General features: G+C 40.5%; 23 protein-coding genes. 9 read left to right on the forward strand and 14 right to left on the reverse strand.

From position 1 onward, the window contains the following. Positions 1-203: 203 nt before the first annotated feature. The gene (locus tag PR799_RS08835) at positions 204-950 is read left to right on the forward strand and encodes a colicin-like pore-forming protein (RefSeq protein ID WP_272521748.1); all 747 of its coding nucleotides are present in this window, start codon (positions 204-206) and stop codon (positions 948-950) included. A 27-nt stretch (positions 951-977) separates the two neighbouring features. Here PR799_RS08835 and PR799_RS08840 read toward each other — a convergent pair whose 3' ends face one another. From PR799_RS08840 to PR799_RS08855, 4 genes are all read right to left on the reverse strand, one after another. Next, complete coding sequence (locus PR799_RS08840; RefSeq protein WP_272521749.1) at positions 978-1,307, reverse strand: colicin E1 family microcin immunity protein; 330 nt, start codon at positions 1,305-1,307, stop codon at positions 978-980. Between the two features lie 196 nt (positions 1,308-1,503). Then, positions 1,504-1,836, reverse strand: coding sequence for a PTS system regulator TmaR (gene tmaR, locus PR799_RS08845; protein ID WP_036953053.1), 333 nt, complete (start codon positions 1,834-1,836; stop codon positions 1,504-1,506). Between the two features lie 85 nt (positions 1,837-1,921). Beyond that, complete coding sequence (locus tag PR799_RS08850; RefSeq protein WP_272521750.1) at positions 1,922-2,221, reverse strand: type II toxin-antitoxin system RelE/ParE family toxin; 300 nt, start codon at positions 2,219-2,221, stop codon at positions 1,922-1,924. Then, positions 2,187-2,468 (reverse strand): type II toxin-antitoxin system ParD family antitoxin, encoded by a 282-nt coding sequence (locus tag PR799_RS08855; protein WP_036953050.1) that lies wholly within the window; start codon positions 2,466-2,468, stop codon positions 2,187-2,189. Before PR799_RS08855 ends, PR799_RS08850 begins: the two co-directional genes overlap by 35 nt. Before the next feature lie 353 nt (positions 2,469-2,821). Here PR799_RS08855 and sbcB point away from each other — a divergent pair, with 353 nt between their 5' ends. Continuing rightward, positions 2,822-4,261: an exodeoxyribonuclease I gene (sbcB, locus tag PR799_RS08860; protein ID WP_272521783.1), complete on the forward strand. Its 1,440-nt coding sequence runs from the start codon at positions 2,822-2,824 to the stop codon at positions 4,259-4,261. Between the two features lie 194 nt (positions 4,262-4,455). On the opposite strand, the gene dld is transcribed toward sbcB, so the two are convergent. From dld to PR799_RS08890, 5 genes are all read right to left on the reverse strand, one after another. Continuing rightward, the gene (gene dld, locus PR799_RS08865; RefSeq protein WP_272521751.1) at positions 4,456-6,183 is read right to left on the reverse strand and encodes a D-lactate dehydrogenase; all 1,728 of its coding nucleotides are present in this window, start codon (positions 6,181-6,183) and stop codon (positions 4,456-4,458) included. Between the two features lie 357 nt (positions 6,184-6,540). Beyond that, positions 6,541-7,923 carry an APC family permease gene (locus PR799_RS08870; RefSeq protein ID WP_132495302.1) on the reverse strand — a complete coding sequence of 461 codons (1,383 nt, stop codon included), beginning with the start codon at positions 7,921-7,923 and terminating at the stop codon, positions 6,541-6,543. A 524-nt stretch (positions 7,924-8,447) separates the two neighbouring features. Then, entirely contained in the window at positions 8,448-9,005 is a 558-nt protein-coding gene (locus PR799_RS08880) for a hypothetical protein (RefSeq protein WP_154627166.1), read from the reverse strand. A 188-nt stretch (positions 9,006-9,193) separates the two neighbouring features. Continuing rightward, entirely contained in the window at positions 9,194-11,173 is a 1,980-nt protein-coding gene (locus tag PR799_RS08885; protein ID WP_272521753.1) for a ligand-gated channel protein, read from the reverse strand. 383 nt (positions 11,174-11,556) lie between these two features. Beyond that, positions 11,557-12,342 (reverse strand): DJ-1/PfpI family protein, encoded by a 786-nt coding sequence (locus PR799_RS08890; RefSeq protein ID WP_272521754.1) that lies wholly within the window; start codon positions 12,340-12,342, stop codon positions 11,557-11,559. Positions 12,343-12,443: 101 nt separating this feature from the next. Between PR799_RS08890 and PR799_RS08895 the strand changes: the two genes are divergently transcribed. Beyond that, positions 12,444-13,079, forward strand: a complete 636-nt coding sequence (locus PR799_RS08895) for a TetR/AcrR family transcriptional regulator (protein ID WP_272521755.1) — start codon at positions 12,444-12,446, stop codon at positions 13,077-13,079. 76 nt (positions 13,080-13,155) lie between these two features. On the opposite strand, the gene PR799_RS08900 is transcribed toward PR799_RS08895, so the two are convergent. Both PR799_RS08900 and yieE read right to left on the reverse strand, forming a co-directional pair. Further along, positions 13,156-14,643 (reverse strand): amino acid permease, encoded by a 1,488-nt coding sequence (locus tag PR799_RS08900; RefSeq protein ID WP_154603563.1) that lies wholly within the window; start codon positions 14,641-14,643, stop codon positions 13,156-13,158. A 145-nt stretch (positions 14,644-14,788) separates the two neighbouring features. Further along, on the reverse strand, positions 14,789-15,652 hold the full coding sequence (yieE, locus tag PR799_RS08905; protein ID WP_154603562.1) for a DNA-binding transcriptional regulator YeiE: 864 nt from the start codon (positions 15,650-15,652) through the stop codon (positions 14,789-14,791). Between the two features lie 190 nt (positions 15,653-15,842). Here yieE and PR799_RS08910 point away from each other — a divergent pair, with 190 nt between their 5' ends. Beyond that, positions 15,843-16,922, forward strand: a complete 1,080-nt coding sequence (locus PR799_RS08910; RefSeq protein ID WP_154627170.1) for a YeiH family protein — start codon at positions 15,843-15,845, stop codon at positions 16,920-16,922. Between the two features lie 133 nt (positions 16,923-17,055). After that, a complete protein-coding gene (gene nfo / locus PR799_RS08915; RefSeq protein WP_154603561.1) occupies positions 17,056-17,901 on the forward strand; it encodes a deoxyribonuclease IV in 846 nt (281 codons plus the stop codon). A gap of 98 nt (positions 17,902-17,999) precedes the next feature. Here the strand turns inward: nfo and fruK are convergent, their stop codons facing one another. Then, positions 18,000-18,935, reverse strand: coding sequence for a 1-phosphofructokinase (gene fruK, locus PR799_RS08920; RefSeq protein WP_036953017.1), 936 nt, complete (start codon positions 18,933-18,935; stop codon positions 18,000-18,002). 182 nt (positions 18,936-19,117) lie between these two features. Here fruK and PR799_RS08925 point away from each other — a divergent pair, with 182 nt between their 5' ends. From PR799_RS08925 to yeiP, 3 genes are all read left to right on the forward strand, one after another. Continuing rightward, positions 19,118-19,558 carry a nucleotide triphosphate diphosphatase NUDT15 gene (locus PR799_RS08925; RefSeq protein ID WP_272521756.1) on the forward strand — a complete coding sequence of 147 codons (441 nt, stop codon included), beginning with the start codon at positions 19,118-19,120 and terminating at the stop codon, positions 19,556-19,558. A 147-nt stretch (positions 19,559-19,705) separates the two neighbouring features. Then, positions 19,706-20,950, forward strand: coding sequence for a tryptophan permease (gene mtr / locus PR799_RS08930; protein WP_272521757.1), 1,245 nt, complete (start codon positions 19,706-19,708; stop codon positions 20,948-20,950). 141 nt (positions 20,951-21,091) lie between these two features. Then, on the forward strand, positions 21,092-21,664 hold the full coding sequence (yeiP, locus tag PR799_RS08935) for an elongation factor P-like protein YeiP (RefSeq protein ID WP_154603558.1): 573 nt from the start codon (positions 21,092-21,094) through the stop codon (positions 21,662-21,664). Positions 21,665-21,818: 154 nt separating this feature from the next. On the opposite strand, the gene PR799_RS08940 is transcribed toward yeiP, so the two are convergent. Then, on the reverse strand, positions 21,819-22,163 hold the full coding sequence (locus PR799_RS08940) for a hypothetical protein (protein WP_224057880.1): 345 nt from the start codon (positions 22,161-22,163) through the stop codon (positions 21,819-21,821). A 1,053-nt stretch (positions 22,164-23,216) separates the two neighbouring features. Here PR799_RS08940 and mepS point away from each other — a divergent pair. Beyond that, positions 23,217-23,804 carry a bifunctional murein DD-endopeptidase/murein LD-carboxypeptidase gene (gene mepS, locus PR799_RS08945; RefSeq protein WP_154603557.1) on the forward strand — a complete coding sequence of 196 codons (588 nt, stop codon included), beginning with the start codon at positions 23,217-23,219 and terminating at the stop codon, positions 23,802-23,804. A gap of 132 nt (positions 23,805-23,936) precedes the next feature. On the opposite strand, the gene PR799_RS08950 is transcribed toward mepS, so the two are convergent. Further along, positions 23,937-24,278, reverse strand: a complete 342-nt coding sequence (locus tag PR799_RS08950; RefSeq protein WP_181477266.1) for a hypothetical protein — start codon at positions 24,276-24,278, stop codon at positions 23,937-23,939. Positions 24,279-24,870 lie beyond the last annotated feature (592 nt).

The following is a 24,870-nucleotide window of genomic DNA, read 5'->3' on the forward strand; positions in this document are numbered from 1 at the left end:
TAACTGCATTGTACATTTGCATAAAAGACATATGTACCGTGGGAAAGCACACTTAATGAGGATATTTCTATGGATTATGATTATACACAAATAGACCATTGGAAAAATGGCCAGGCCATGCCTATACAAGCGATGGTATATTACTACTCCCAACCCTTCATGTAAGTTACAACAGAATTCTGCCTGACCACATTCTGAATGCGATGGCAAAAGGATTATGCGGAGTTTGTGGGATCGGTAATTGCCGTTTCGAAAAGACATCCCCTTATAAAAAAATGTTAAGCGCCTATCACAGTGGACAACTTGAATTAATGTATACCATTTATTGGCGCTCTTTTGGCGGGTTGTACCCAATGATGAAACCGAAAATAGAGCAGGATTTAAATGAAATAAATAAAATAGAGTCAGAGGAGATTAAGGAGTCAGTTAAATTTACAACTGATTTTTATAAAGACGTTTTTAATACCTATGGAGAAAAAGCAGAAAAACTGGCTAAAACTATAGCGGAGCAATCCAGAGGAAAAAGGATTCGTAATGTTGAAGATGCATTAAGAGCTTATGATAAATATAAAACTAATATTAATAAAAAGATCGATACTAAAAACCGGAAAATTATTGCATCAGCATTAAAATCACTCAACGTTGATGAGATTGCAAAAAACTTGAAAAAATTCAGTAAAGGCATGGGCTTTGTAAGCTATTCAATTGATGCTAACGACCTAAGAATTGAATTGGTTAAAGCCGTAGAAACTGATAATTGGAGACCATTTTTTGTGAAAGTAGAAACTATATTAATAGGAATTAGTGCTACGGGTATTGCTGGTTTAGGTTTTAGTTTTTTATTAGGTGGACCAGTTGGTATATTAGGCTATGGACTCATACTTGTCGGAATAGGGTCTCTAATTGATGATAGCTTGGTAGAAAAAGCAAATAAGCTAGTTGGTCTATAGTAAGCCACAAGAAGGCAGTTCATTTGATTACTGCCATCTTTTTATAAATATAGTTATTATAAATATTAACGTTATTGGAATTGCGAAGGAAAAAACAACACCATGATACAAAGCTAATCCTCCAGCCTTACCTGGAGTGTCCATCAACAAGCCTCTACTCCAAAATTCTTTAGTAGTAAAAATTAAAAAAAAGCTTTCCACAGCCCATTTAGCCAGCGGGAAAATTACAATACCAATAATGCTTATCAGTATAATTAATGGTTTATATTTAAGCTCATTATCTAAACAAGAGTATAAAAATAATGAACCCATAAACCATCCCCAGCACATATTTTTAATATAATATTGTTTATTCATTGCGTGTTTTCTTACCAACTAAAGAGTTAATGATAACAAAACACATATGCGAATGAAAACTCATAATAAAACTAAGTTATTAATATATATGTATTTTAAATCCAATCAACTAATCATTAAGTAAACCATCTCATTTTATTACTAAAAAAAAAGCTGAGACATAGCTCAGCTTCCTTAAAATTAAGTCAGGCGATAATTACTTAGTTTCAGGTCGCGCCAGCTCACCCATCTCTTTAAGCTTTTTAGAGATCTCACGACGCTCTTTAGATAACTCAGCGTTCTTGATGATGTAATCATCGATACGATCATCATAGTCGCTACGCATGTTTGCAATGATGCCATGGATATCATCAATAGACATACCGGGTTTGATATACTCACTCAAGTTATCTAACAGCAGAACACGCTTTTGGTTATCACGAATTTTCTTTTCGTTATCCGTGATTTCGCGACGAATTTTATTTTTACGACGAAACATACGCACAAATTCCAGTACATTCTGGAAAGTTGGTTTGTTGGCGTTGTCCATGTTTAAAATCCCCTATTCAATAATCAAAATGTATTGCCTATTAACACAATACCTTCTTCTAGGGTCACCTTACAAGATACATTCGCTATTTTATTGATTTAATGTTACTCATAACATCTTGGTATTGATTCAATACACGGATCACTGTCTTGGAGTATTTGGAAGGAATAAAAAAGACAGTATGATTCTCAACGGGTAACGAGAATATATTTCGTCCTAACTCTCGTCGTTGTACACCAATATCATGGTGAGCTAACAACTCAAAACTGTTAGTGAGCCGAATGAGATACTCTTCCGCCTTTTTAGTCCCAAAATGCTTCTGGCTATACCACCAAATAGCTTCTAAATCCTCATTCGCTTTTGGGGTCAGATTTATCGTTTTCATTTTTAACCTTATCTTTCATCCGTTGAAGGAATTTGGTTTGATCCCAAGCGATTGGCGTTCCACTACTCAACCCTTCAGCAATAAGATCTTTTAATTCTTGCACATGGGATTGCGCTTGCTTTTCTTTAAGTAAACGCAAGGCATCACGTAAAACTTCACTCTGCGTTCTGTAATCACCTGAATTAACTAATGAATCGATGAAATCACGAAGTTCATCACCGAGATCGACTGTCATTGTTCTTGCCATAAGCTTTCTCGTATAAGATATATTCTTACATCTAGTATAGGTTCATCTATTTTTTTGATCCAGATTATTTTCTATACTCAATTTTTCTAGACTACTTTTGAGGTTAATATGGATAAAACACGCCTTCATAGCGATGCCATCGCTTAGCTTCTACGAAATGAACCCCACCTTATTAAATGTTATTTAGAGCACGCTTTGCTTGAAGCTAATGAAGATGGCGGCCAAGAGGCTCTTATTCAGTGTCTATCCCATATAATGCAATCGCTATCCCCCACATAAGTTTAGATTTTCTGCCAGATGGTTTACCATAGCATCAAACCGTTATGCGTTTGCATTACTCACCTAAATCGACGATGGACCTCATTTTGAAAAATAAGCATAATCAGCCGACCTTCTTTATCCATGACTATGAAACATTTGGTAAGCATCCGGCTCTGGATCGCCCTGCTCAGTTTGCGGGTGTGCGGACAGACTTAGATTTCAACATCATCGATGAACCTGAAGTATTTTACTGCAAACCTACGGATGATTATCTTCCTCAGCCAGAAGCGGTAATGATAACTGGCATTACCCCGCAAATCGCGATGGCGAACGGCGTGAATGAAGCGGAATTTGCGAAGCGCATTCATAACGCATTCAGCGTACCTAATACCTGCATTATGGGTTACAACAATATTCGCTTTGATGACGAAGTGACGCGAAATATTTTCTATCGTAACTTTTATGATCCTTATGCCTATAGCTGGCAACAAGGTAATTCTCGCTGGGATTTGTTGGATGCATTACGCGCGTGTTTTGCATTACGCCCTGAAGGGATCAACTGGCCAGAAAATGATGACGGGCTACCTAGCTTGCGCCTTGAACATTTAACCAAAGCTAACGGCGTAACCCATGAAAATGCCCATGATGCGATGTCTGACGTTTTAGCGACCATCAATATGGCTAAATTGCTAAAACAAGCTCAACCCCGCATGTTTGATTATTTCTATCAACTGCGAAATAAAAACAAAGTTAACCAGCTGATCGATATCGTGGATATGACCCCGTTAGTTCATGTATCAGGGATGTTTGGCGCGGTACGCTCTTATATTAGCTTAGTTGCTCCTCTCGCGTGGCACCCTGAGAATAAAAATGCGGTGATTATGTGTGACCTGTCTGCCGATATGTCGCCGCTTCTCACGTTAAATGCAGATGAACTTCGTGAGCGCTTATACACACCGAAAGCCGAATTAGGTGACGAGCTCCCCGTCCCAGTTAAACTTGTGCATATCAATAAATGCCCAATCCTTGCCCCTGAAAAGACCTTGAGAACGGTGGATGCTGAGCGTACAGGTATTGACCGTGACCTGTGTATGCGTAATTTAGAATTGTTGCGTAAGAACCCTGATGTGCGTAATAAACTGATTGAGTTGTTTAGCGTCGCCCAACAATTTGAAGAATCGAATGACGTGGATAGCCAAATCTATAATGGTTTTTTCAGCCCATCCGACCGCTCTACGATGGACATTATTCGCGAAACGCCACCCCAAAATTTACCCGCATTAGATCTTAGCTTTGAAGATAAGCGTATGAAGGAGCTATTTTTCCGTTATAAGGCACGCAATTTCCCTGCAACACTCTCTTATGAAGAGCAACAGCGTTGGTTACAGCATCGCCGCGATTATTTTACTGAAAGTCGTTTAACGGATTATCTACAGCAAATTCAATTGCTCATGGAAGTTCATCATGAAGATGAAAAACGCTGCCAACAATTAAAAGCCTTAGTGAACTATGCCGCCGAATTAGCAAGCTGATAGTTAGCGAACTAATAGTCAGAGATAGAGATGAATATGGCTCTTTTGAGTTGTAACATTAACGAGGAAAATCAATTTATTGATTTTCGCCGGATAACACAAAGAGGGAAAAACCACGCTTTTATCCCTCTTTGTTATCAACCTCATGGGCAGAAAATCTGCCCATTTTTATTATCTTTCATTGATCTAGCGATCTAGTGATCACAGCCGCAGTCCCCTTCCCAATGTTTCCGTTTGGTGGTTTTTCCGAGTCCTGGGTTCATCGTGTTTGTTGGGTCGGACTCTTTATAGAACGATTTCAATTGTTCCGGTGCTTTATATAAATGCCCAACATTGTGCTCTGCTGGGTACTGAGCGCCCCGCGCATCTAGCAACTCCAACATTTTCTGTTTTAACTCTTTCGGATCCACGCCTTTTTTCAGGACATAATCTTGATGCATAACGTGGCACATAAAATGTCCGCAATATAATTTATGCACAATCAGATTTTCAATTTCTGGTGGCAGTTTTTCAAACCAATCACGGTCATTGCGTCTTAATGCTATGTCTAGCGGCAGGACATCTTCTACATCATTATTATGGACGGCATGATAGCGAACGGCAGATCCCGCAGCGGCAAAACGATGCAAGAATGCTTTTGCGCCTTCCTCTGGTGTACATTCAAAATAGCCACCATCCGCTGTGGCGAAGAAGGACTTCAACCAGACTTTTGCTTCATCAATACCGTCTCCCGCCATTTTGAGCATTAAATGATGCTCGTACTGGTCACGGAACTGTTTCATGCGCGGTGGTAAATGAGAAGGCCACAGCTTGCTTAGCAGCTGCATGGTACGGTCAATTAAGTTTGATGGCAGCAGTGGTACTTTATTCAATACCGCATCCATACGCCCTTTAATGGTAAAGAATGTTGGCATTTTGTCGGTACCAAATTTATCGATCATTAAGAACGTATCTTTGCCATAAATTTCTGCAATATCAAAGCAGCCACGGTGCATATACTCACCCGCGACAGGTAAGTTTTCAAACTTACTCAAGATATGGCGACGAATGTCTTCAAGGACATCTGGATTGTTCGAACCAATATAGAAAACTTGGGTGGCTTTGTCCGCAGGGAAAGTGTCTAAGCGAACAGCGAAAACAGCTAATTTACCCGCACAGCCAGAGGCCTCAAACAAACGACGCTCATCCGCATTAAAGCGCGAGGGTGTGTCTGCGTCGACATCACGCACACGTTCTGCATAATCATGGTCGGATGCCAACTTTTCGCTATTTACAATATCTTCGCTACTATAACGGCGGTTTTGTAGGTTGGTTAAGATATCTTCTGGGGTTTTCCCCAATTCGATACCTAAATGGTTTACCAGTTCAACTTTGCCATCTTCATTGACGCGTCCATATAAAGCCAACTCAGTATAGGCAGGGCCACGACGGACAAGGGAGCCACCAGAACTATTACAGATTCCTCCCACAACGGATGCACCAATACATGAAGAGCCAATTAAAGAGTGAGGTTCACGCCCCAGTGGTTTGAGGATTTTCTCGAGGTCATAGAGCGTACTACCAGGCATCGCGACCACTTGGTTAAATTCGGGTAGCACTTGAATTTGGTTTAGGCGTAACGTGCTGATAATGACGATATCGCGATCATAATCATACCCGCTTGGAGTTGAGCCTTCGGTGAGCCCCGTGTTTGCCGCTTGCATGATCACGATTTTGTCAGATTCAACACAGGCTTTAAATACATACCACTGTTCGAGTAACGTGGTTGGGAATACAACGGCAATAGCATCACCCACTCCTGAGCGGAAGCCTTTGCGATAACGTTCTGTTTTATGGGGTTCGGTAAGGATATTTTTCTTGCCAACAATGTTCCTGAGTGTGAGTAATAATCGTTGGTTCTCAGGATTTTTTACATCATTCATCTCATGCCTTCCTGTCAGGGTCTTGTCATTAAACCCATCCACAATATCACATAAGATTAATATGTTAAGAAATTATTAATACCCTTTAAAAACAAAAACAGCCCCCAAAGGCGCTGTTTTTATTAGTCTTCAATTACCGTTTGCCGTTAAATTATTTCGATGCTTGCATACATTCAAAATAATTCGTGTTGTAGCTAGGCGGCAAATAAAGTCATCCCGATGAGCATACATGAGTATGTGATTCGGGTGACTTTATGATGCCAACAACGCTACAGCGCGAAGAATGAAGAATTGCTTTCTCTAACTATTTCATTGTGGTAGCTAACAACGCTACAGCACGAAGAATGAAGAATATATCTAAACGTCGCTCATCTGCGGCATAGGTCTACGAAACATACGAGTAAGCACTGCCATATACACCAGACCAACCGCCGTCCAAATCAAACCATAAACCATTGAATCTTCTTCGATATTCAGCCACAGCACACAGACTGTTAGCGTACCGATGATCGGTAATATCAAATAGTTCATGATGTTCTTGAAGCCTTTAATACGGCGTTCACGGATAAAGAACTGGCTGATGACTGAAATATTGACGAATGTAAATGCAATCAGCGCACCGAAGTTAATTAATGCGGTTGCAAAGTCCATCTCAAACCAAATAGCGCCGAGGGCTAAGAAGCCTACTAATAAAACGTTATACGCTGGAGTACGCCATGTTGGACTAACGTAGCCGAACACTTTTTCTGGGAATACGCCATCACGACCCATTACATACATTAAACGCGCACTACCCGCATGAGCCGCCATACCAGATGCTAATACCGTGACACAGGAGAACACAAGGATAATGGCTTGGAAGAATGACCCGGCCACAAATCGCATAATGTCAGGCTGTGTTTCGTTAATATTCGCAAAGCGTGAAACGTCTGGGAAAAATTGCTGTAAGAAGAACGAAACGGTAATAAAGATCACGCCACCAATCAGTGCAGTTAAGAAAATTGCACGAGGAATGACTTTACCTGCGTTTGGAGTCTCTTCTGACAGTGAACTTAACCCATCAAAACCTAAGAATGAGAAACAGAGTATGGTTGCCCCAGCAATCAGCGGGATCATCTCAGTTTTTTCATTCGCAAATGGATTGAATGTCCAGATCTCCCCTGTCCCTTCACCATTTGAAACCCCGTGGATCACTAAACCTGTAAATACCGCCATTACCCCCATTTGGATAATCGCAATTACGGTACTTAAGTTTGCAATCACGTTGATGCCTCGTAAGTTGGCAGCCGTCATTAAAATGACCAAGCCAATAACAAAATACGCAGGTTCAACGTTCGGGAAAATATCTTGCAAATAAATCTTTGCCAATAAGATATTGATCATTGGCATGAAAATGTAGGACAGCAAAGATGTCCAACCCACAAGGAAACCAATATGTGGACTCATTGATTTCTGGGCATAAGTATAGGCTGAACCAGCAGATGGGAAGCGTTTAACCAGCTTACCGTAGCTCAGTGCAGTAAACAGTATCGCAGCAAGTGCAATAATGTATGAAGTCGGGACGTGACCACCCGTCTTATCTGATACCATTCCGAAAGTATCAAAGATAGTCATTGGCTGGATATACGCAATACCAATCATAACAACTTGTACAAGCGTTAATGTCTTCGCAAGTTGAACACGGTTATTGGCGCCAGTTTGGTTGTGGCCGATATCTAAAGGTACGGAATTATTTTGCATGATAAAGCCCTCCCATAACTTTCGATTGCGTACTTCGACTCAATCGAGAGTTACTGGGAAGACTTTGCATCTGCCTATAAGCAGAGAAGAAAGAAGAGAAGTGGAAAAGCGTCTGTGCGAAGCCGGTGTTTGCTCCGTAGTCATCAATGCGGCAACGACGACCGCTTGGCCCTGCTGCCAGTGCGAAAAAGTAAGCCATAAAAGCATTCCTCAAAGCTGTAGCATGAAATATTAGCTACACGTAAATATTTATTTATCTATCCGGCCTGATATCCGGCCCCGTTAAAATGAAAGAACCCTAAAAAGCAAAAAAACCGATGCCGGTTTTTATCAGGCATCAGTCATTTTTTAGTCCGCGCATTTTGCACGTCATACCTGTAAATAGCAAGCCAATTTGTTAACAAAACGCCCCCTTTTCGATGAGAAATTCTGATAATTTTGGACTTTCCGTTCTGATAGCTAATATGGCATGCTTTTAAGACGATAAATGGCACTAAAGCCGATTGATTATCCTTAATAAAATGCTAAACCGGTCGGTCTAATTTCGCGGCACTTTTTTCCAATAACATATCTAAACTTGAGTGCAGTAATTTACTTTTTACGGCTTTGGTTTCTGACTGCAATGGACTACCGACTTTGTTATCCATCGTATAGACCGTTACTTTTCCCTCTTGATGGTTGTAAATCAATAAACCATCCACGCCATAATCATATTGGTCTTTAAAATTACCCAGTACCGATTGCATACTGTTTCTCGCCTCAACATCACCATTGACAGCTTTGCGAAGTGCTTCGATGGATAATCCCACCGGAACTGAGTAGACATATAAGACTTCTACCTCAGAATCACCTTCATCATTTCCATTACACATAAAGCAGGCATCCCTTTGAACTGAAGAAAGCCGCTCCATTTTGCGTAATTCGATTAATAATTTTTGACCATCTTGATACGGTGATTGCGAGATATCGAGAAAAACTAATCGGTAAGGTCCAGGGTCACCTGCAAGGGCATGGGAAATACCGCCGATAAATAGTAAAAAACTCAGACAACTAGCTCTAAAATAACGGTTAAATTTGGGCATAGTCTATTCCTGCTCGGCTCCATATCGCGGTGAGGAAGATTGACGCAGTTAGAGGTAAATAACTATATCTTTATTTCCGAATTACTGATTTTCTTTTTGAATACCTATTTTCTTTTAAATAATAGTACAAAAAAAAGCCCTTTGGCGATTAACCAAAGGGCTTAGATAAACAAAAACTAATGGTTTAATTAGAAGTTATAGTTGATGCCGATATTATAACGACGGCCTTCTAACTCGGCACCATAAGTTCCTTTATCGACACGGCGGTCTAGCACGTTATAAACACCACCAACAATATTGGCATTTTTACTGAGTTTATAACTCGTACCAAGGTCAAACAGTGCGTAGGATGGTGTCCCTTTACTCATTTGCTGACCACGACCTTGATAATCTGAAGTTTCACTACGGAAATTCATACGACCCCAAGTTTGTAAATCTTCCGTTGTATCCCAAGTCAAGGTGGTATTTACCATGTGCTTAGGCTGTTTACTCAACGGTTTACCTTTATTTACGCCACTTTTTTGTTCTGTGTGCGTATAGGTATAGTTCGCTGCAAATTCGAGGTTATCAAGAATTCCCCAGTTGAAAGTCACTTCAACACCTTGCATTCTTGCTTTGTCAACGTTGGCTTTATCGCTAACAAAACGGTACGGTTTACCTGGGGTATCACCTTCACCATCCGCTAATGTACAGTCTCTGATTGTGTCAATGCTATTGTCACAACGTCTGATTTCCGTAATTTTGTCTTTGAAATCAGTATTATAAATAGTAACCCCTGCAGTTATGTTATCTTGATTATTCCAAATAACACCAATCTCTTCAGTGATACTTTTCTCTGGTTTCAGATCCGGGTTACCGTAAATAACGGCATTTCCTTTACCACCACCCGTTGCTTGTCCCCAATTTGCCGACGATTCACGTAAACTTGGTGCTTTATAACCTGTAGATACACCACCTTTAATCGTCCATTGCTCATCTGCATGCCAAACACCATATAAACGAGGAGTCCAATGAGCACCATAGTTTTCATCATTATCCATTCGCAGACCACCCGTTAATGCAAAGTCATTTGTCATTAACCATTCATCTTCTGCAAATAATGCCCAGCTGTATCTGTCTAACTCGCTATTTCCCGGCAGCTTATTACTTTGATCTTTTAGCTTTTCCTTACGGTACTGACCACCAATACTGACACTATGATCACCCAGTAAGAAAACACTTTGGTTACGGAAGACTAAATCTTCCGCCGTCATTTTACGACCTGGATTTTTCGCTTCATCGTACTGAACATAAGTGTCTGTCGATGCAATATCATAAGTACCCGTGTGGGTTAAAGCCATATGAGTCATATCGTACTTACTAAATCCGCTACCATCACCATAAGCAGCGGTATAACCCTCACGATAGTCACGATGCTGGTTATCTTTTTTAAAGTCTAAATCAAAGGCATTTTGCTCATTGGGTGTCAGTGATAATGTACCGCCACCACTGGTCATAATTTGGCGACCAAATCCATCGATAATTTTATCTTCACTTCGGTGTGAATATTGACCCTGTAACTTTATTCCCAATAAACCATCAACTAATGGTCCCGATGTATAGAAGCTACCTTGCCCTGTATTACCTGAATTTTTGCGTTCTGTAATGGTAGTATCTGCGCGTAAACTCGTTGTCCACTCTTGCTGAACACGACGAGTAATAATATTGATAACCCCGCCCATAGCATCAGAGCCGTAAAGAGAGGACATTGGACCGCGAACCACTTCGATGCGTTCGATGGCAGGTAGTGGTGGCAACCAGCCTTGTTCGATACCTGCTCCATCACTATTTGGTCGGATGCTACGTGTATCAACACGTTTCCCATCGATAAGGATCATGGTGTATTTTGCATCCATCCCTCGGATACTAATATCGGAGCTGCTACCACCACCAGTAACAAGAACACCTGGAACATCCTTCAGGGCATCCGTCACATCGCGATAAGCTTTCGTTTCTAGCTGTTCACGTGTCACTACGGAAATTGATGCTGGCGCATCTTCAATCTTTTGCTGATAACCTGATGCAGTTGTTACAAAAATTTTATCGCTGCTGTCATCCGCAAAAGCAGGTACCGCAGTGATAGCCGCAATAATGCTAACTGCTATTTTTCTTTTAGTAAAAACAACCATTCCCAATTCTCCAAGAGATTTCTTTATCTTAACAATGAATTTTCTATGCTCAGCATGGGTCGTCTAACGCCCCAAAGGTTTATTATTTTTTTGACATGATACTTTCTGAGGTTTACCACTTTTGAAGTTAAATCAATTAAGTAATTAACTCTCATTCGCAGTCGGTAACAATAATGTAAATGGTAATACTTATCAATACCATTATTAGATGTTTCATGACTTTCCGTGATGAATTGTGTGACTTAAGTCAAAGGTTAAATCTTTTGAATCAAGATCTGCGGCTGATTATTCATCAGTCGTAGATCCTATTAAAAACGAAAAAAGGTGAGCGCTTGCCAAAAGAAGACTAAATACAAGCGCGAAAAGACAGTAGATACGGAAGGTTATTGATTAATATTCTGGCTAAACTGTGCGTAACCGCGTTTTGCCGCAGCGTAATACTGTTGGTTTAGTGGTGCAGTCATCTGCTGTGCTATTGCTGTCATTTCAGGGCCTGCGAGTTCAGGTGAACCGGTACGAAACGGTGGGCGAGGATCATACTCAATTGCCAATTCGACAAGGGAGGCAACTTCTTCCCCCCGCAAGGCTTTGAGCACCAACAGTGAGGCGTCAAATGAACCGGTTGCGGGTCCAGAGGTATAAATCGAACCATCGATGACGACATCACTGCCCCCTACGGCGATTGCCCCTACGTCTGGTAGCATCGGGACAACATTACTATTACTGGTTGCCCGCTTACCCCGCAATAACCCTGCCGTTCCTAGCATTAACGAGCCATAGCAAGTACCAATCACCGTTTTTGCGGTATGCCCAACCCGAGCAAAAAACTGAATCACTTCAGGATCTTCAATAATCTCTGGAGGCACCATACCCGTGACTAAAACATCTAAATCATCAGGGCACTCATCGAATGTCATTGTTGGCATAGTTGGCCACCCTATGTAGCCCTCAAGCAACTCTTTACGCTTCCAGATAAAATAAATTTCAGCGCCCACAATAGTAAAAACGGATTGTGCCCCATTAATGTCCATTGGCATAAATCCTGGGCAAACAAAAATACCCACTTTAAGTAAAGAAGATTGTTGCGCCCTTCCCCCTGCAATCAGCGCCTGAATTGACGGTGTTGTCAACCCTGCGTCCGTGCTAATGGCATAATCATATTTATTCATTCTATTACCCTTGGTTATTTAATCATCATTATTATACTGATCGGTAAGATAATATATGATATACAATGAAGTAAACTATTTTTGTACTGAATGGTAATAAAATGGCACAAAAAGGTAGACCACGAAATTATGATAGCCATGAAGCGCTAAACAACATCATGGCGTTATTCTGGCGCAAGGGGTATTCCGCGACTTCACTTGAAGATTTGGTTGACGTCACTGCGATGAAAAAGCCCAGTCTCTACGCCGCTTTTGGAAACAAAGCGCGACTGTATGAATTAGCAATGGCACGGTTTGGTGAAATCGCGCAGGCACATTACACAGCAGCGCTGGCTGAGCAATCGCCCAATGAGCCGTTGTTCGTACGACTTAGCCGTTGGCTTCGTGCCACCGTCTCCTTGTATAACGGCGTAGACGGTAAAACGGGCTGTATGGTGCTCTCCACTGCCGTAGCAGAAACCGATGACCCACAGGTACAAGCCTTCCTAAAAGACGTTATCCTTGCACAGGAGACGATGCTTACCGCTTGTATCGAAAAAGAAAAATCGGCCTTACGTGAACCTGAAAATGCGCGATTACTGGTAAAAACGCTTATCGCACTACTGCATTCAGTATCGCTACGAGCGAGAGCGGGCGAAACAGAAGAGGAATTGTCCGCGCTAATTGATGCGGGAGAGATGGTGCTGCGTGCAACGCTAGTTACACCGGAAAACATCCAATCAACGTCATCCCCTTAGAAAACAAAAATGGGTAATGTCGTCAGCAAACTAACTGACTCACATTACCCATTAACATCTTAATTTTAAGAGAAAATTACTTCTCTAAATTCTCTTTATATGACGGGAAGCTCATCTCTTTATAACGGATAATCGAGGTTTTCTTCACGATTTTATATCCGAACCAGATAGCTAAGAATAAAGGAATACCGATATAGGTTGCGGTGACACCTACCCAGTCAATTTTATCTTCTAAGAAAGCTTGATAGTTTTGACCCAGTGTAATCACTAAGCACAGGATAAAGGCGAAAATTGGCCCAATTGGGAAGAAACCTGAGCGATATGGCAAGTCATTAAGGTCTCTACCTTGTGCAATATAGCCTCTTCTGAAGCGATAATGGCTGATAGCAATCCCTAACCATGCGATAAATCCAGTCATACCTGATGTATTTAATAACCACAAATACACGGTTTGATTACCAAACATTGAGCTTAAAAAGCATAGACCCGCCACAACCGTGGTTGCCAGCAATGCATAACGAGGTACGCCACCTTTTGACAGGCGAGCAAAAATTTTCGGTGCTTTACCTTCACGAGCCAAGGTGTACAGCATACGCGTTGAGGCATACATTCCTGAGTTACCCGCAGAGAGAACTGCGGTTAAAATAACGGCGTTCATCACCGCTGCCGCTGATAGTAAGCCTGCATTTTCAAATACTAGCGTAAATGGACTCACGCTAATGTCTTTTACGTCATTACGCAGTAAGCTTGGATCAGTGTAAGGAATAATTAAGCTGATAATTAAAATCGCGAAGATATAGAACAGCAAAATACGCCAGAAAACTTTACGTACTGCACGTGGGATATTTTTTGCTGGATCTTTTGACTCACCCGCCGCAATACCGATTAATTCAGTACCTTGGAATGAGAACCCTACGATCATCGCCACGCCAATCATTGCAGAGAAACCACCTGCAAATGGTGCATCACCAATTTCCCAGTTATGCCAACCTGCGTTTTCTGCACCGTTCATAATGCCGAAAATCATCAGCACGCCGACGACGATAAAAATAATCACCGTGGTCACTTTGATTAGCGAGAACCAATATTCGGCTTCACCGAAGCCTTTAACGGAAATGTAGTTCAGTAAGAAAATGATTGCTAAGAAGATAGCACTCCAGATCCAACCTGGGGTATCAGGGAACCAGTAGGTCATCACTAATTGCGCCGCCACAAGGTCAACCGCGATAGTCACCGCCCAGTTGTACCAGTAGTTCCAACCTAATGCGAAGCCAAAGCCTTCATCGACATATTTTGCGCCATAAGTCGCAAAGGAACCAGAGACTGGCATGTATGCCGCTAATTCACCTAAGCTGGTCATTAAGAAATACACCATTAAACCAATAATGGCGTATGAGAGGAGCGCTCCACCCGGCCCAGCTTGCGCTACCGTGGCACCAGATGCCACAAATAAACCGGTTCCGATGGAGCCGCCAATTGCGATCATTGCGAGGTGGCGAGCTTTTAGTTCTCGACGTAATCTTGGTCCGCCGCTCATCGATGTCGTTGTATGTTGTTCTGCCATCTGTTCCCTGTATTTTATTTTCAGTCAATAACGCGGGGGATTCTAACAAACTCAAACGGCAGAACTAAGCAACTCTTTGCTGTTATAAGATACCTTCATAATCCAGCGATAATTATTAGCAAAACACGTTATGGTGAACAAAACGTCAATGACAATAATCCAGCAGATTGGTTATCGCGTTAGAAAGATGCTTCTGACGGTGATAAATCAGGTATAACGTACGCTCAAGTTGTAACTCTTCCACTTCAAGCTCCACCAGCGTGCCATTCTCTAACTGCTCCGCAATCACGCGTCGAGATAAACAGCTGATACCCATCCCAAAACGTACCGCATGTTTAATCGCTTCGGAATTACCTAATTCCATCAAAATATGGAAGCCTGGAAGGTGTGCGAATAGTAGTTGGTCTAGTACATCGCGCGTACCAGAACCCCTTTCACGCAAGATCCATGGCGCATCTTTTAACTCTTTTAAAGTCACTTTTTTCTGCGCTAATGGGTTACTTGGTGCAGAAAACACCACTAACTCATCTTTTAACCATGGTTTTGAAATGAGTTCTGGACTATGACAGACCCCTTCAATCAGCCCCACATCCGCCCGAAACTCCATCACACCTTTAATGACTTCCTCAGTATTCCCAATGAATAACTCCAGTGGAATTTCAGGATTATCATGACGGTACCCAGCTAAAATTTCAGGCAACATATAGTTACCGATTGTGGTACTAGCCGCCAAACGAACTGCGCCCATCTCTTTTTTGAACAGTTGCTCGACTTCAAATGCTTGTTCTAATAACGCTAATGCCTTTGGGTAAAGTAGGCGCCCATGTTCGTTAGTAACAAGTCGTTTACCTACACGGTCAAAAAGTTGCACGCCTAGCTGCCCTTCCAAGTCAGTCAGTGAAGCGCTCACTGCGGACTGCGATAACGCTAATAATTGCGATGCCTGCGTCGTGGAGCCACTTTTCAATACTTCCGTGAAAACTTCAAGCTGCCTCAGTGTAATACGCATACAGAAAGCTCCAAGATGATTATGTAGTTGTAATAATATTGTTAATATTAATCATTTATTAGCAATATACCAGAAGAAACTCTTAATCTATTTTTTAGATAAATAATACAAAAACAATCAATTTAGATTATTGAATTTTTTGTTATATGCTTATTCCAACTTAATCTAAGTCGTCATAAAGAGTGTAGTCATGGATAAAACTGGAACCAAAGCAATCACACAAAATAATTCATTCCCTATTCTAAAACTTGTTCCGGGGATTATTTTAGCGGGAATTTTAACAGCCATTGCCATATACCTTGGGGAACAGTCATGGTTTATGGATATTGGGCTGGGTGCGCTCACTTTGGCTATTCTTCTTGGTATTTGTGTGGGAAATACCGTTTACCCTGCTATTAGTACAAGTAGCGATGCAGGGATCAAATTTGCTAAGCACTATTTTTTACGTGCCGGTATTATTCTGTATGGCTTTCGCCTTACTTTTCAGCAAATTACCGACGTGGGAGCCACAGGATTAATTATTGATGCCCTGACATTAGCCTCCACTTTTTTCTTAGCTTACTGGCTTGGTAAAAAAGTATTCAAACTTGATGATGAAACCACCATGTTAATCGGTGCAGGTAGCAGTATTTGTGGTGCCGCCGCTGTAATGGCAACCGAGCCCGTGGTTAAAGCGTCTGCAAGTAAAGTCGCTGTTGCCGTTTCAACCGTGGTGATCTTCGGGACCATCGGTATTTTTGTCTACCCATGGTTATATCAGTTAAATGCACATTTCGGCTGGATCCCTGCAACTCAAGAAACGTTCGGGGTTTATATCGGCTCAACCGTTCATGAAGTCGCCCAAGTGGTTGCCGCAGGTCATACTATTGGTCCAGATGCAGAAAATGCTTCTGTGATAGCGAAAATGTTGCGTGTCATGATGCTGGCGCCGTTTTTAATTATCTTGTCTGCATTTATTAGTCGTAAAAATGCGGCCAGCACACAAGAAGGCGCTCAGAAAAGTAAAATTACGATCCCTTGGTTTGCCGTGATTTTTATTTTGGTCGCCGCGTTTAACTCATTCAACTTATTACCTGAACAACTGGTTAAACAAATTATTACGTTAGATACCATCTTATTAGCGATGGCGATGGTGGCATTAGGGTTAACCACCCATGTCAGTGCGATTCGACAAGCAGGGATCAAACCTTTACTGATGGCTGCTATCTTGTTCGCTTGGTTAATTTTTGGCGGTATTGTAATTAACGTTGTTATCCAGTCAGTGTTTTAACCCTCATTTTCTACTTGCTAAGTTTGTCTCCTTTTTTGAGCACCTCCGATTGCCGCTTTTCATAAGCGGCATTTTTTTATTGGTTTCATTTCTTTAATTATTAATGGCATACTCCTGAAAAAAGGAGTCAATCATGAAATATGTTGGAGCACATGTCAGCGCCTCTGGCGGCGTTGACCAAGCAGTGATTCGCGCCCATGAAATTGGAGCCACCGCATTCGCCTTATTTACCAAAAATCAGCGTCAATGGAAAGCAGCCCCCCTTAGCGACGAAGTAATTAAAAGCTTCAAACAAAACTGCGCTAAATACGGTTATGGGAAACACCAAATTTTACCTCATGACAGTTATCTCATTAATTTGGGACACCCTGAATTTGAAGCATTAGAGAAATCTCGCGTCGCTTTTATTGATGAAATGCAGCGTTGCATGCAATTGGGGATTGACCTGCTGAACTTCCATCCCGGCAGCCACCTTAAGCAAATTGACGTTGATGATTGCCTAGCCCGCATTGCAGAATCGATCAATATCGCCTTAGAAGAAACTGAAGGCGTTATCGCCGTCATTGAAAATACCGCAGGACAAGGGACAAATCTTGGTTTTGATTTTACGCATCTAGCTAAAATCATCGAGCGCGTGAAAGATCAAAGCCGTGTCGGTGTTTGTATTGATACTTGCCATGCCTTCGCCGCAGGTTACGACTTGCGCACAGCGGAAGATTGCGAGAAAACATTCCAGCAATTTTCTGATATTGTGGGCTTTGAATTCTTAAAAGGTATGCATCTTAATGATGCGAAAAGTGAATTTGCCAGTCGTGTTGACCGCCATCATAGCTTAGGTGAAGGCAATATTGGCTATGCGCCATTTAGCTATATTATGAAAGACCCGCGCTTTGATGGTATTCCGCTGATTTTAGAAACCATCAATCCCGATATTTGGCCACAAGAAATTGCATGGTTAAAATCGCAACAAAATAGCTAACGCTTTCAATAAATAAGACTGCCAATAAACTAGAACCATCGCAAATAAAAAGGCGGCCGTCTATAAGCCGCCTTCTCAATGAAATAATCGTAAAATAGTTACAGCGATTTCATCTCAATTTTTGCCATCATATCGGCCAGTTTATTACGGTTTTTCAAACCAACATCAGGCTGAGAAACTGATAACGCAGAAATTGCAGTTGCCATACGGAGTGTATGTTCGCTAGTCTCACCATTTAATAAACCGTAAGCTAACCCTGCAACCATTGAATCACCAGCACCTACCGTACTGACAACTTCACATTGAGGCGGTTTAGCAAGCCAAGACCCCGAAGCATTTACCCAAAGAGCGCCTTCTTCACCGAGGGAAATAACCACGTGAGAAATGCCTTTATCGCGCAGCTCATGTGCCGCCGCAATAACATCTTTTAAATCCGGTAATTTGCGCCCTACCCATGTTTCTAGCTCTTGACGATTAGGTTTAACTAACCATGGTGATGCTTTCAGACCCGCCTTTAATGCTTCGCGGCTGCTATCAAAGATAATACAAGGGCATAACTGACGTAGACGAGTCATCCAACGTGTGAACTCTTCAGGTTCAATCCCGTTAGGTAAACTTCCGCTGACCACCACCATATCAAAATGACCAAGCCAATTAAGGGATTCCGTGGAAAAACGGTTCCAATCTTCTTTACTGACATCAAAACCAGAGAAATTAAAGTCTGTCGACTCACCGTTATTTTCTGTGAGCTTAACATTAATGCGTGTACGACCTGGCACCATGCTAAAACGGTTTGCCATGCCATTTTCACTAAAGAAATGTTGGAATTCTTCTTGGTTGTCCTTACCCATAAAGCCGCTAACAGTGATATCAATACCAAGGTCTCGCAGGACTTTCCCCACATTGACCCCTTTACCTCCAGCATTGAGACTAGCGGTCTTAACTAAATTGACTTCACCGACTTCGATGGAAGGGCATAGCCCCACAAGGTCATAAGCAGGATTTAATGTAATTGTAGCAACCCGGCGAGTCATAACCACTTATCTCCCTTATCATTATTGTCTTCGTGCAGACAGTCTTATCACAAGATTTTAAGGGCATAGTTATAACATTAATAACTGTTGGTTTCAGTGATATTTGTATTTTTTCCTGATTGTAATTTGAAAGTAACGTGGCAAAATTCCTTTCTTTATAAAAATAAGAAGAAGGAAAAATAATGTCGGATCCTCAATATGTTGTTGTTGGTGTCGGTGTACTGATTACGAACGGCCAAGGGCAAATTCTACTGGGTAAACGTAGCAGCCAACATGCGCCTTACTGGTCTATTTTCGGAGGCCACGTTGACCCTGGAGAATCTTTTGAAGCCTGCGCAATCCGTGAAATAAAAGAAGAGATTGGTATTGATATCGATGCCCCAACTGTATTTGGTCTCAGCAATAATATCGAAACGTTCCGACAAGAAGGTAAACATACGGTTTCTATCTGTATGCATGTGGAATATAACGGGAAAGTTGCCCCGCAGATCATGGAAGCGGATAAATGCGAAAGTCTGTTGTGGATCTCCCCAACTGACCCATTACCAGAACCTCATTTTGAAGCTAGCCGTAATGCTGTCGAATTATGGCTCAGTAAACGTTTCTATCAGCCGCATATCTAAACCCAATATGCACAAGCATCACACTGCTTGCGCATATAATAACCACTCTTAACTATTTTTTATTTTATTATCTTTTAGATGTTTACATTATTTCCGACCTAATGTATCGTTCAGCTAGTACAGTGAAACAATCATTCAGGAGTCATCATGGAAGCCGATGTAACAAAACCACCAAAGCGCCCCTCTATTTTAGGCGGCTCAATGATCATAGCCGGTACCGCAGTCGGTGCAGGTATGTTTTCTATTCCGATGGTGACTTCAGGTGTTTGGTTTTCCGGTTCAGTTGTCTTACTGATCTACACATTTATCTGTATGTTGTTATCAGGATTAATGATTTTAGAAGCCAATATGAATTACCCAGCAGGTGCTAGTTTTCATACCATGGTGAAGGATTTATTAGGTTCTGGCTGGAATACCATTAACACTCTCTCCATCACGTTTGTGTTGTATATTTTAACCTATGCCTATATTTCGGCGGGTAGCTCGATCATTACTGAGAACATTTCAAAATATGTTCAAGTTCCACAAGCGCTTTCTGGCTTTGTTTTTGCAGTCGTTATCGCGTTTTTTGTTTGGTTATCTACCCGTGCAGTTGATAGGTTAAGTACGATTTTAATTGGCGGGATGGTGATCACATTTGTGATGTCCATCGGCGGCATGGTCACTACCGCCTCACCGTTGATTCTTTTCGACCAATATGAAAATAGTCAAAGTGAATATTTACCTTATGCATTAGCTGCGTTGCCTTATTTACTAACCTCTTTTGGTTATCACGGTAACGTGCCGGGATTAGTGAAGTACTACAATAAAGACAGCCGTAGTGTCATGTTGAGCTTAGTGTACGGCGCAGGAATTACTGTCACTATCTACATCTTATGGCAGTATGCTATCCAAGGTAATATTCCACGTTCGTCCTTTATTGCGATCAGAGAAAATGGTAACAATATTGGCGCGTTGCTGAATCAAATGAATATTTCCGCACAGAGTAGCTTTATTTCGCAATTTTTAACGCTGTTCTCTTACATGGCATTAGCAAGTTCGTTTTTAGGCGTTTCCCTTGGCTTATTTGATTTTATCGCTGACTTCTTTAAATTTAACGATAGCCATCAAGGGCGTTTTAAATCGGTTATTATTACCTTCTTACCACCAACAATTTTAGGTTTAGCGTTCCCTAACGGCTTTATTTATGCCATTGGTTTTGCAGGACTCGCAGCCACTATTTGGGCGGTCATTGTCCCTGCCATGATGGCAAGAGCAAGCCGTAAGCGTTTTCCCAATAATAGCTATCGAACACCTGGCGGAAGCTTTGTGATTGGGTTCGTCATCTTATTTGGTTTGATTAACGCAGCAGCACATATTTTGTCTCTGTTAGGTTTATTACCTGTCTATTAAGTTATTCAAAGACAATCATTGGTTAAAAAGAGATCCCTAGCGTGAAAACTAGGGATTTTTTTGATGTTAACATCTTGCCTAATCCCTTATCTGCGAGTAATTTTGTCGAACTCTTTTTGACAATAACAAAGAAGGTTATTTATGGCCAAGGCCAACGAAATCAAACGTGGTTTTGCAATAAACTACAACGGGAAATTACTGCTGGTTAAAGACATTGATATCCAATCCCCAAGCGCTCGTGGCGCAAGTACACTGTATAAAATGCGCTTTACCGATATCAAAACTGGCCAAAAAGTTGAAGAGCGCTTCAAAGGTGATGATATTTTAGACACAATTTCACTCACTCGCCGTGCGGTAAGCTTCTCTTATATTGATGGTGATGAGTATGTGTTCATGGACAATGAAGACTATACCCCATATATCTTTAAAAAATCTGATATTGAAGAAGAGCTGTTATTTATTCCTGAAGAAGGTTTACCAGGAATGCAGGTTTTAACAATGGATGGGCAAGTTCTAGCACTTGAATTACCACAAACTGTCGATATGGTGATTGCTGAAACAACACCAGGAATTAAAGGCGCTTCTGCGAGTGCTCGTACTAAACCTGCAACAATGCCGACAGGCTTAACCGTTCAAGTTCCTGAATATATAACGACCGGTGAAAAAATCCGTATTCATATTCCTGAACGCCGTTATATGGGCCGTTGTGATTAATTATTTCGCCCTATTTTCTTAATAAGAAAATAAGCTTACATTACCTATGGGCATTCCGCCCATAGGCATCATTATAAATAAACATCACCAATTCATCCTAGAATAGCATTCCATTTAATATTCAAAAATTAATATAAATATGAAAATTTAGTTATTAGTCATAAATAACCGTGTAAACCCCTATTTTATTTTCCTTGTTAATCCATTTAAATGTTTGAGTTCCTTTTTGATTTGGAAGCACAGTCCCTTTTTCACTTAATTTATTAAACTTTACTGAGGTCGTTTTAACGACGCCATCATCATTCCAGCATTTTGTATCAATGCTCTGCTCAATACTCGTGATAACACAAGGTGATGCGACAATTGCGCCAACAAAGTGGATTGTGCCTGATGAAACGGGTTTTGCTTCGCTGTGCGTAGACGCCTTAGCGTGCATACCGAATGTTAATGCCATTAAAGAAAATACTGCTAATGTTATTTTTTTTACTGAGTGATCCACAAGAATTTCTCCGCTTAAAATTAAGTTATCGTCAATTACTAAAATTTATTTACATCTAATTGATGCATTACTTAATAAATTTCGGATATAAGCTTAATTTGCGGAGGGGAATAGTTATTCCACTTATGGTCGCTATTTTTTATTTTCAAATAACCCCAAAGGATGGACACGACCTTTAACGCCTTTAATTTAACTTAGACGCAATAAATCCCATTGAAACTAATTTCATTTATATAACAAATCACTCTGTATTTTATTAAAACCAGTCATCTACTCCAACAATCAAATTTGATATTTATTAATCAGAACAGCTATAAACAACTCTCTATATAAATTCATTTTCTTAGTGAAAATTTAATCTATTTAATTCCTTTCACTTATTAAAAGCGTGAAACTTCATAGCACCTAATGGTGAACATAGCTGTTTAGCTTTCTTAACTTGAAGACTAATGCATAAAAAACACACGATAATGTAGTAAGAATATCCGCAACATATACCTATCGGATACAGCCAATTGCTTTTACATTTAGGTGACAAATAATATAAATTTAAACTTCTTTACAATTCAGATTGAAATTTAAAAAATCCCCACTGTTTTTATAAAGATATTAGATAAGAAATGTGACTATGATCATATTTTCTTTGAGAACGGTCTCTGTAAGGGCGCAAAAAAACTGGATTATTCGCATTCTGAAGGCAAGTTAATGATGGATCTCTCGTTTTATATAATGTTTTGTAAATTATCCCCCTATTAACTCGCCATTTCAGCTTTGTTTATGTATATTCTTTATGTTTGGTTAAAGAACTCAATATTCATCAGCCAAATATATAAAATAAGTACGATTTTTAGCAGCTTCTGATTATCTTTTTATAATCAACAGGTGTTAGAGCACAAGACAGCTGCTAATTTAGAGCATAATTTGTTCAATACATAAACACTTTCTGCGAAAAATACACTCAGTCGTTAAAATGCGTTTTTCACAGGGATCAGTTTAAGTGTGTTGTGTAGTTTCCACACAGCAATAAATAAAATGGCAAGGGATATTCTATTAATGTTAACTTCTGAAAAATTTAAGCGCTATGTCTGGCGCATTGTTCCGGCAGTCGCAATTGCCGTAACGCTTTCAGCATGTACGGCACCGAAAACATCGAAGAATGGTCAAACTACCGCAAGATCTTCAGATGTTCGCATGTTAAACGCAACATCGAATGACTCACTCGCAATGGCATCTCAAGATGAATTCGAAGATTTAGTCAGAAGTGTTGATACCAAATCCAAAATCATGGATCAATATGCAAGCTGGAAAGGCGTAAGCTACCGTCTAGGTGGAACCACTAAAAGTGGTATTGACTGTTCTAGCTTTGTACAACGTACTTTCCTCGAGCAATTTGGCGTGCAATTACCACGTACTACCTCTGAACAAGAATCTTCAGGTAAAAGTGTAAAACGCAATAATTTAAGAGCGGGTGACTTAGTTCTGTTTAAAACAGGTCGCACGATGAAGCATGTAGGGATTTATATCGGGGACAATAAATTTGTTCACGCCTCTACAAGCAATGGCGTTATCGTTTCTGAAATGACTAACGATTATTGGAGCAAGCGTTATTACGCAAGCCGCCGTGTGGTTAATGGTTCCTAAGACCCAGAAACATTAATGCAGTAATATATAGATACCTTGCCAATAAAAAAGCTTCCAGGCTCTAAACCGGAAGCTTTTTTATTGGGCCGAATATCATAAAGACGACCTTAATATTAAATAGTCTCAATGCCGTTAGGCACAATAGAAACCAGAAGCCATTTCTGCGATAGCAACACCCGATGCTTTTAAACGGCACATTGCTGTTAGCTCATCACTCGCTCGGATAAATAAACACATCTCTTTTTGCCATTCTAAAATGGCGTTATCGATCTGCATTTCCGATAACGATTCAGACAAATGCTTCATTGCAATACAATCTGTTGCACAGTCGTGGCTCAGCAATTTTAGCCCCACTAGCTTATCGCTATTAATATCATTCATAGGCACAACCTCAACATCCGTACCTATTTTTCCCGATAACCAGCGATAGCTTTGCGGCAGCCTGTGCACCACCGAAAGACCTAATTTTTCCACAAAAATTTCCTATTAAAATATGTCATCATTTTGCCAAGTAAATTGACTAGCTAAATCGCCATTTAATTTACATTTCACTCAATGAATATCGATTCTTTTAGATACTGAAACTCCCCCAAGAGACAACGTCCCTCTTCCTTGTACCTCTCTCTATATTAGAGAGCGAATAGAGCTACATAAGTCTTAAAGAAATCCTCGTTCAAACCGAACTTTTAACCCAACTAAAAAGTAACATGAATGTTAAAAGCAAGAACTTAAATATAACATTAAAAAAGTAGCATGTCGTTAAATTTTTGTGACACACATCATTGCATACGAATTTTTTTGACAAAAAAGTTAATTTTTAAACAAATTTTGAGAATAACCTTCAAAACAAACTATAATAAATCAATTTATTTTTTACATTATTACTCAAATATATTAACAATTATCTATTTTTTAAGCTCATGTAACCTTATTTCGGATCATTAGAAAGTGAGTCCCACCTTTCATTGAAAACAGAAATTTAACAAATATTCGACTTAAGATAATTGATATGGATCATTTCTTGATAAATACTTTAATTACCTTGCGTAATTAGTCAGTTTTATCG

The sequence above is a fragment of the Providencia sp. PROV202 genome, from assembly GCF_028479565.1.
Taxonomy (GTDB): domain Bacteria; phylum Pseudomonadota; class Gammaproteobacteria; order Enterobacterales; family Enterobacteriaceae; genus Providencia; species Providencia zhijiangensis.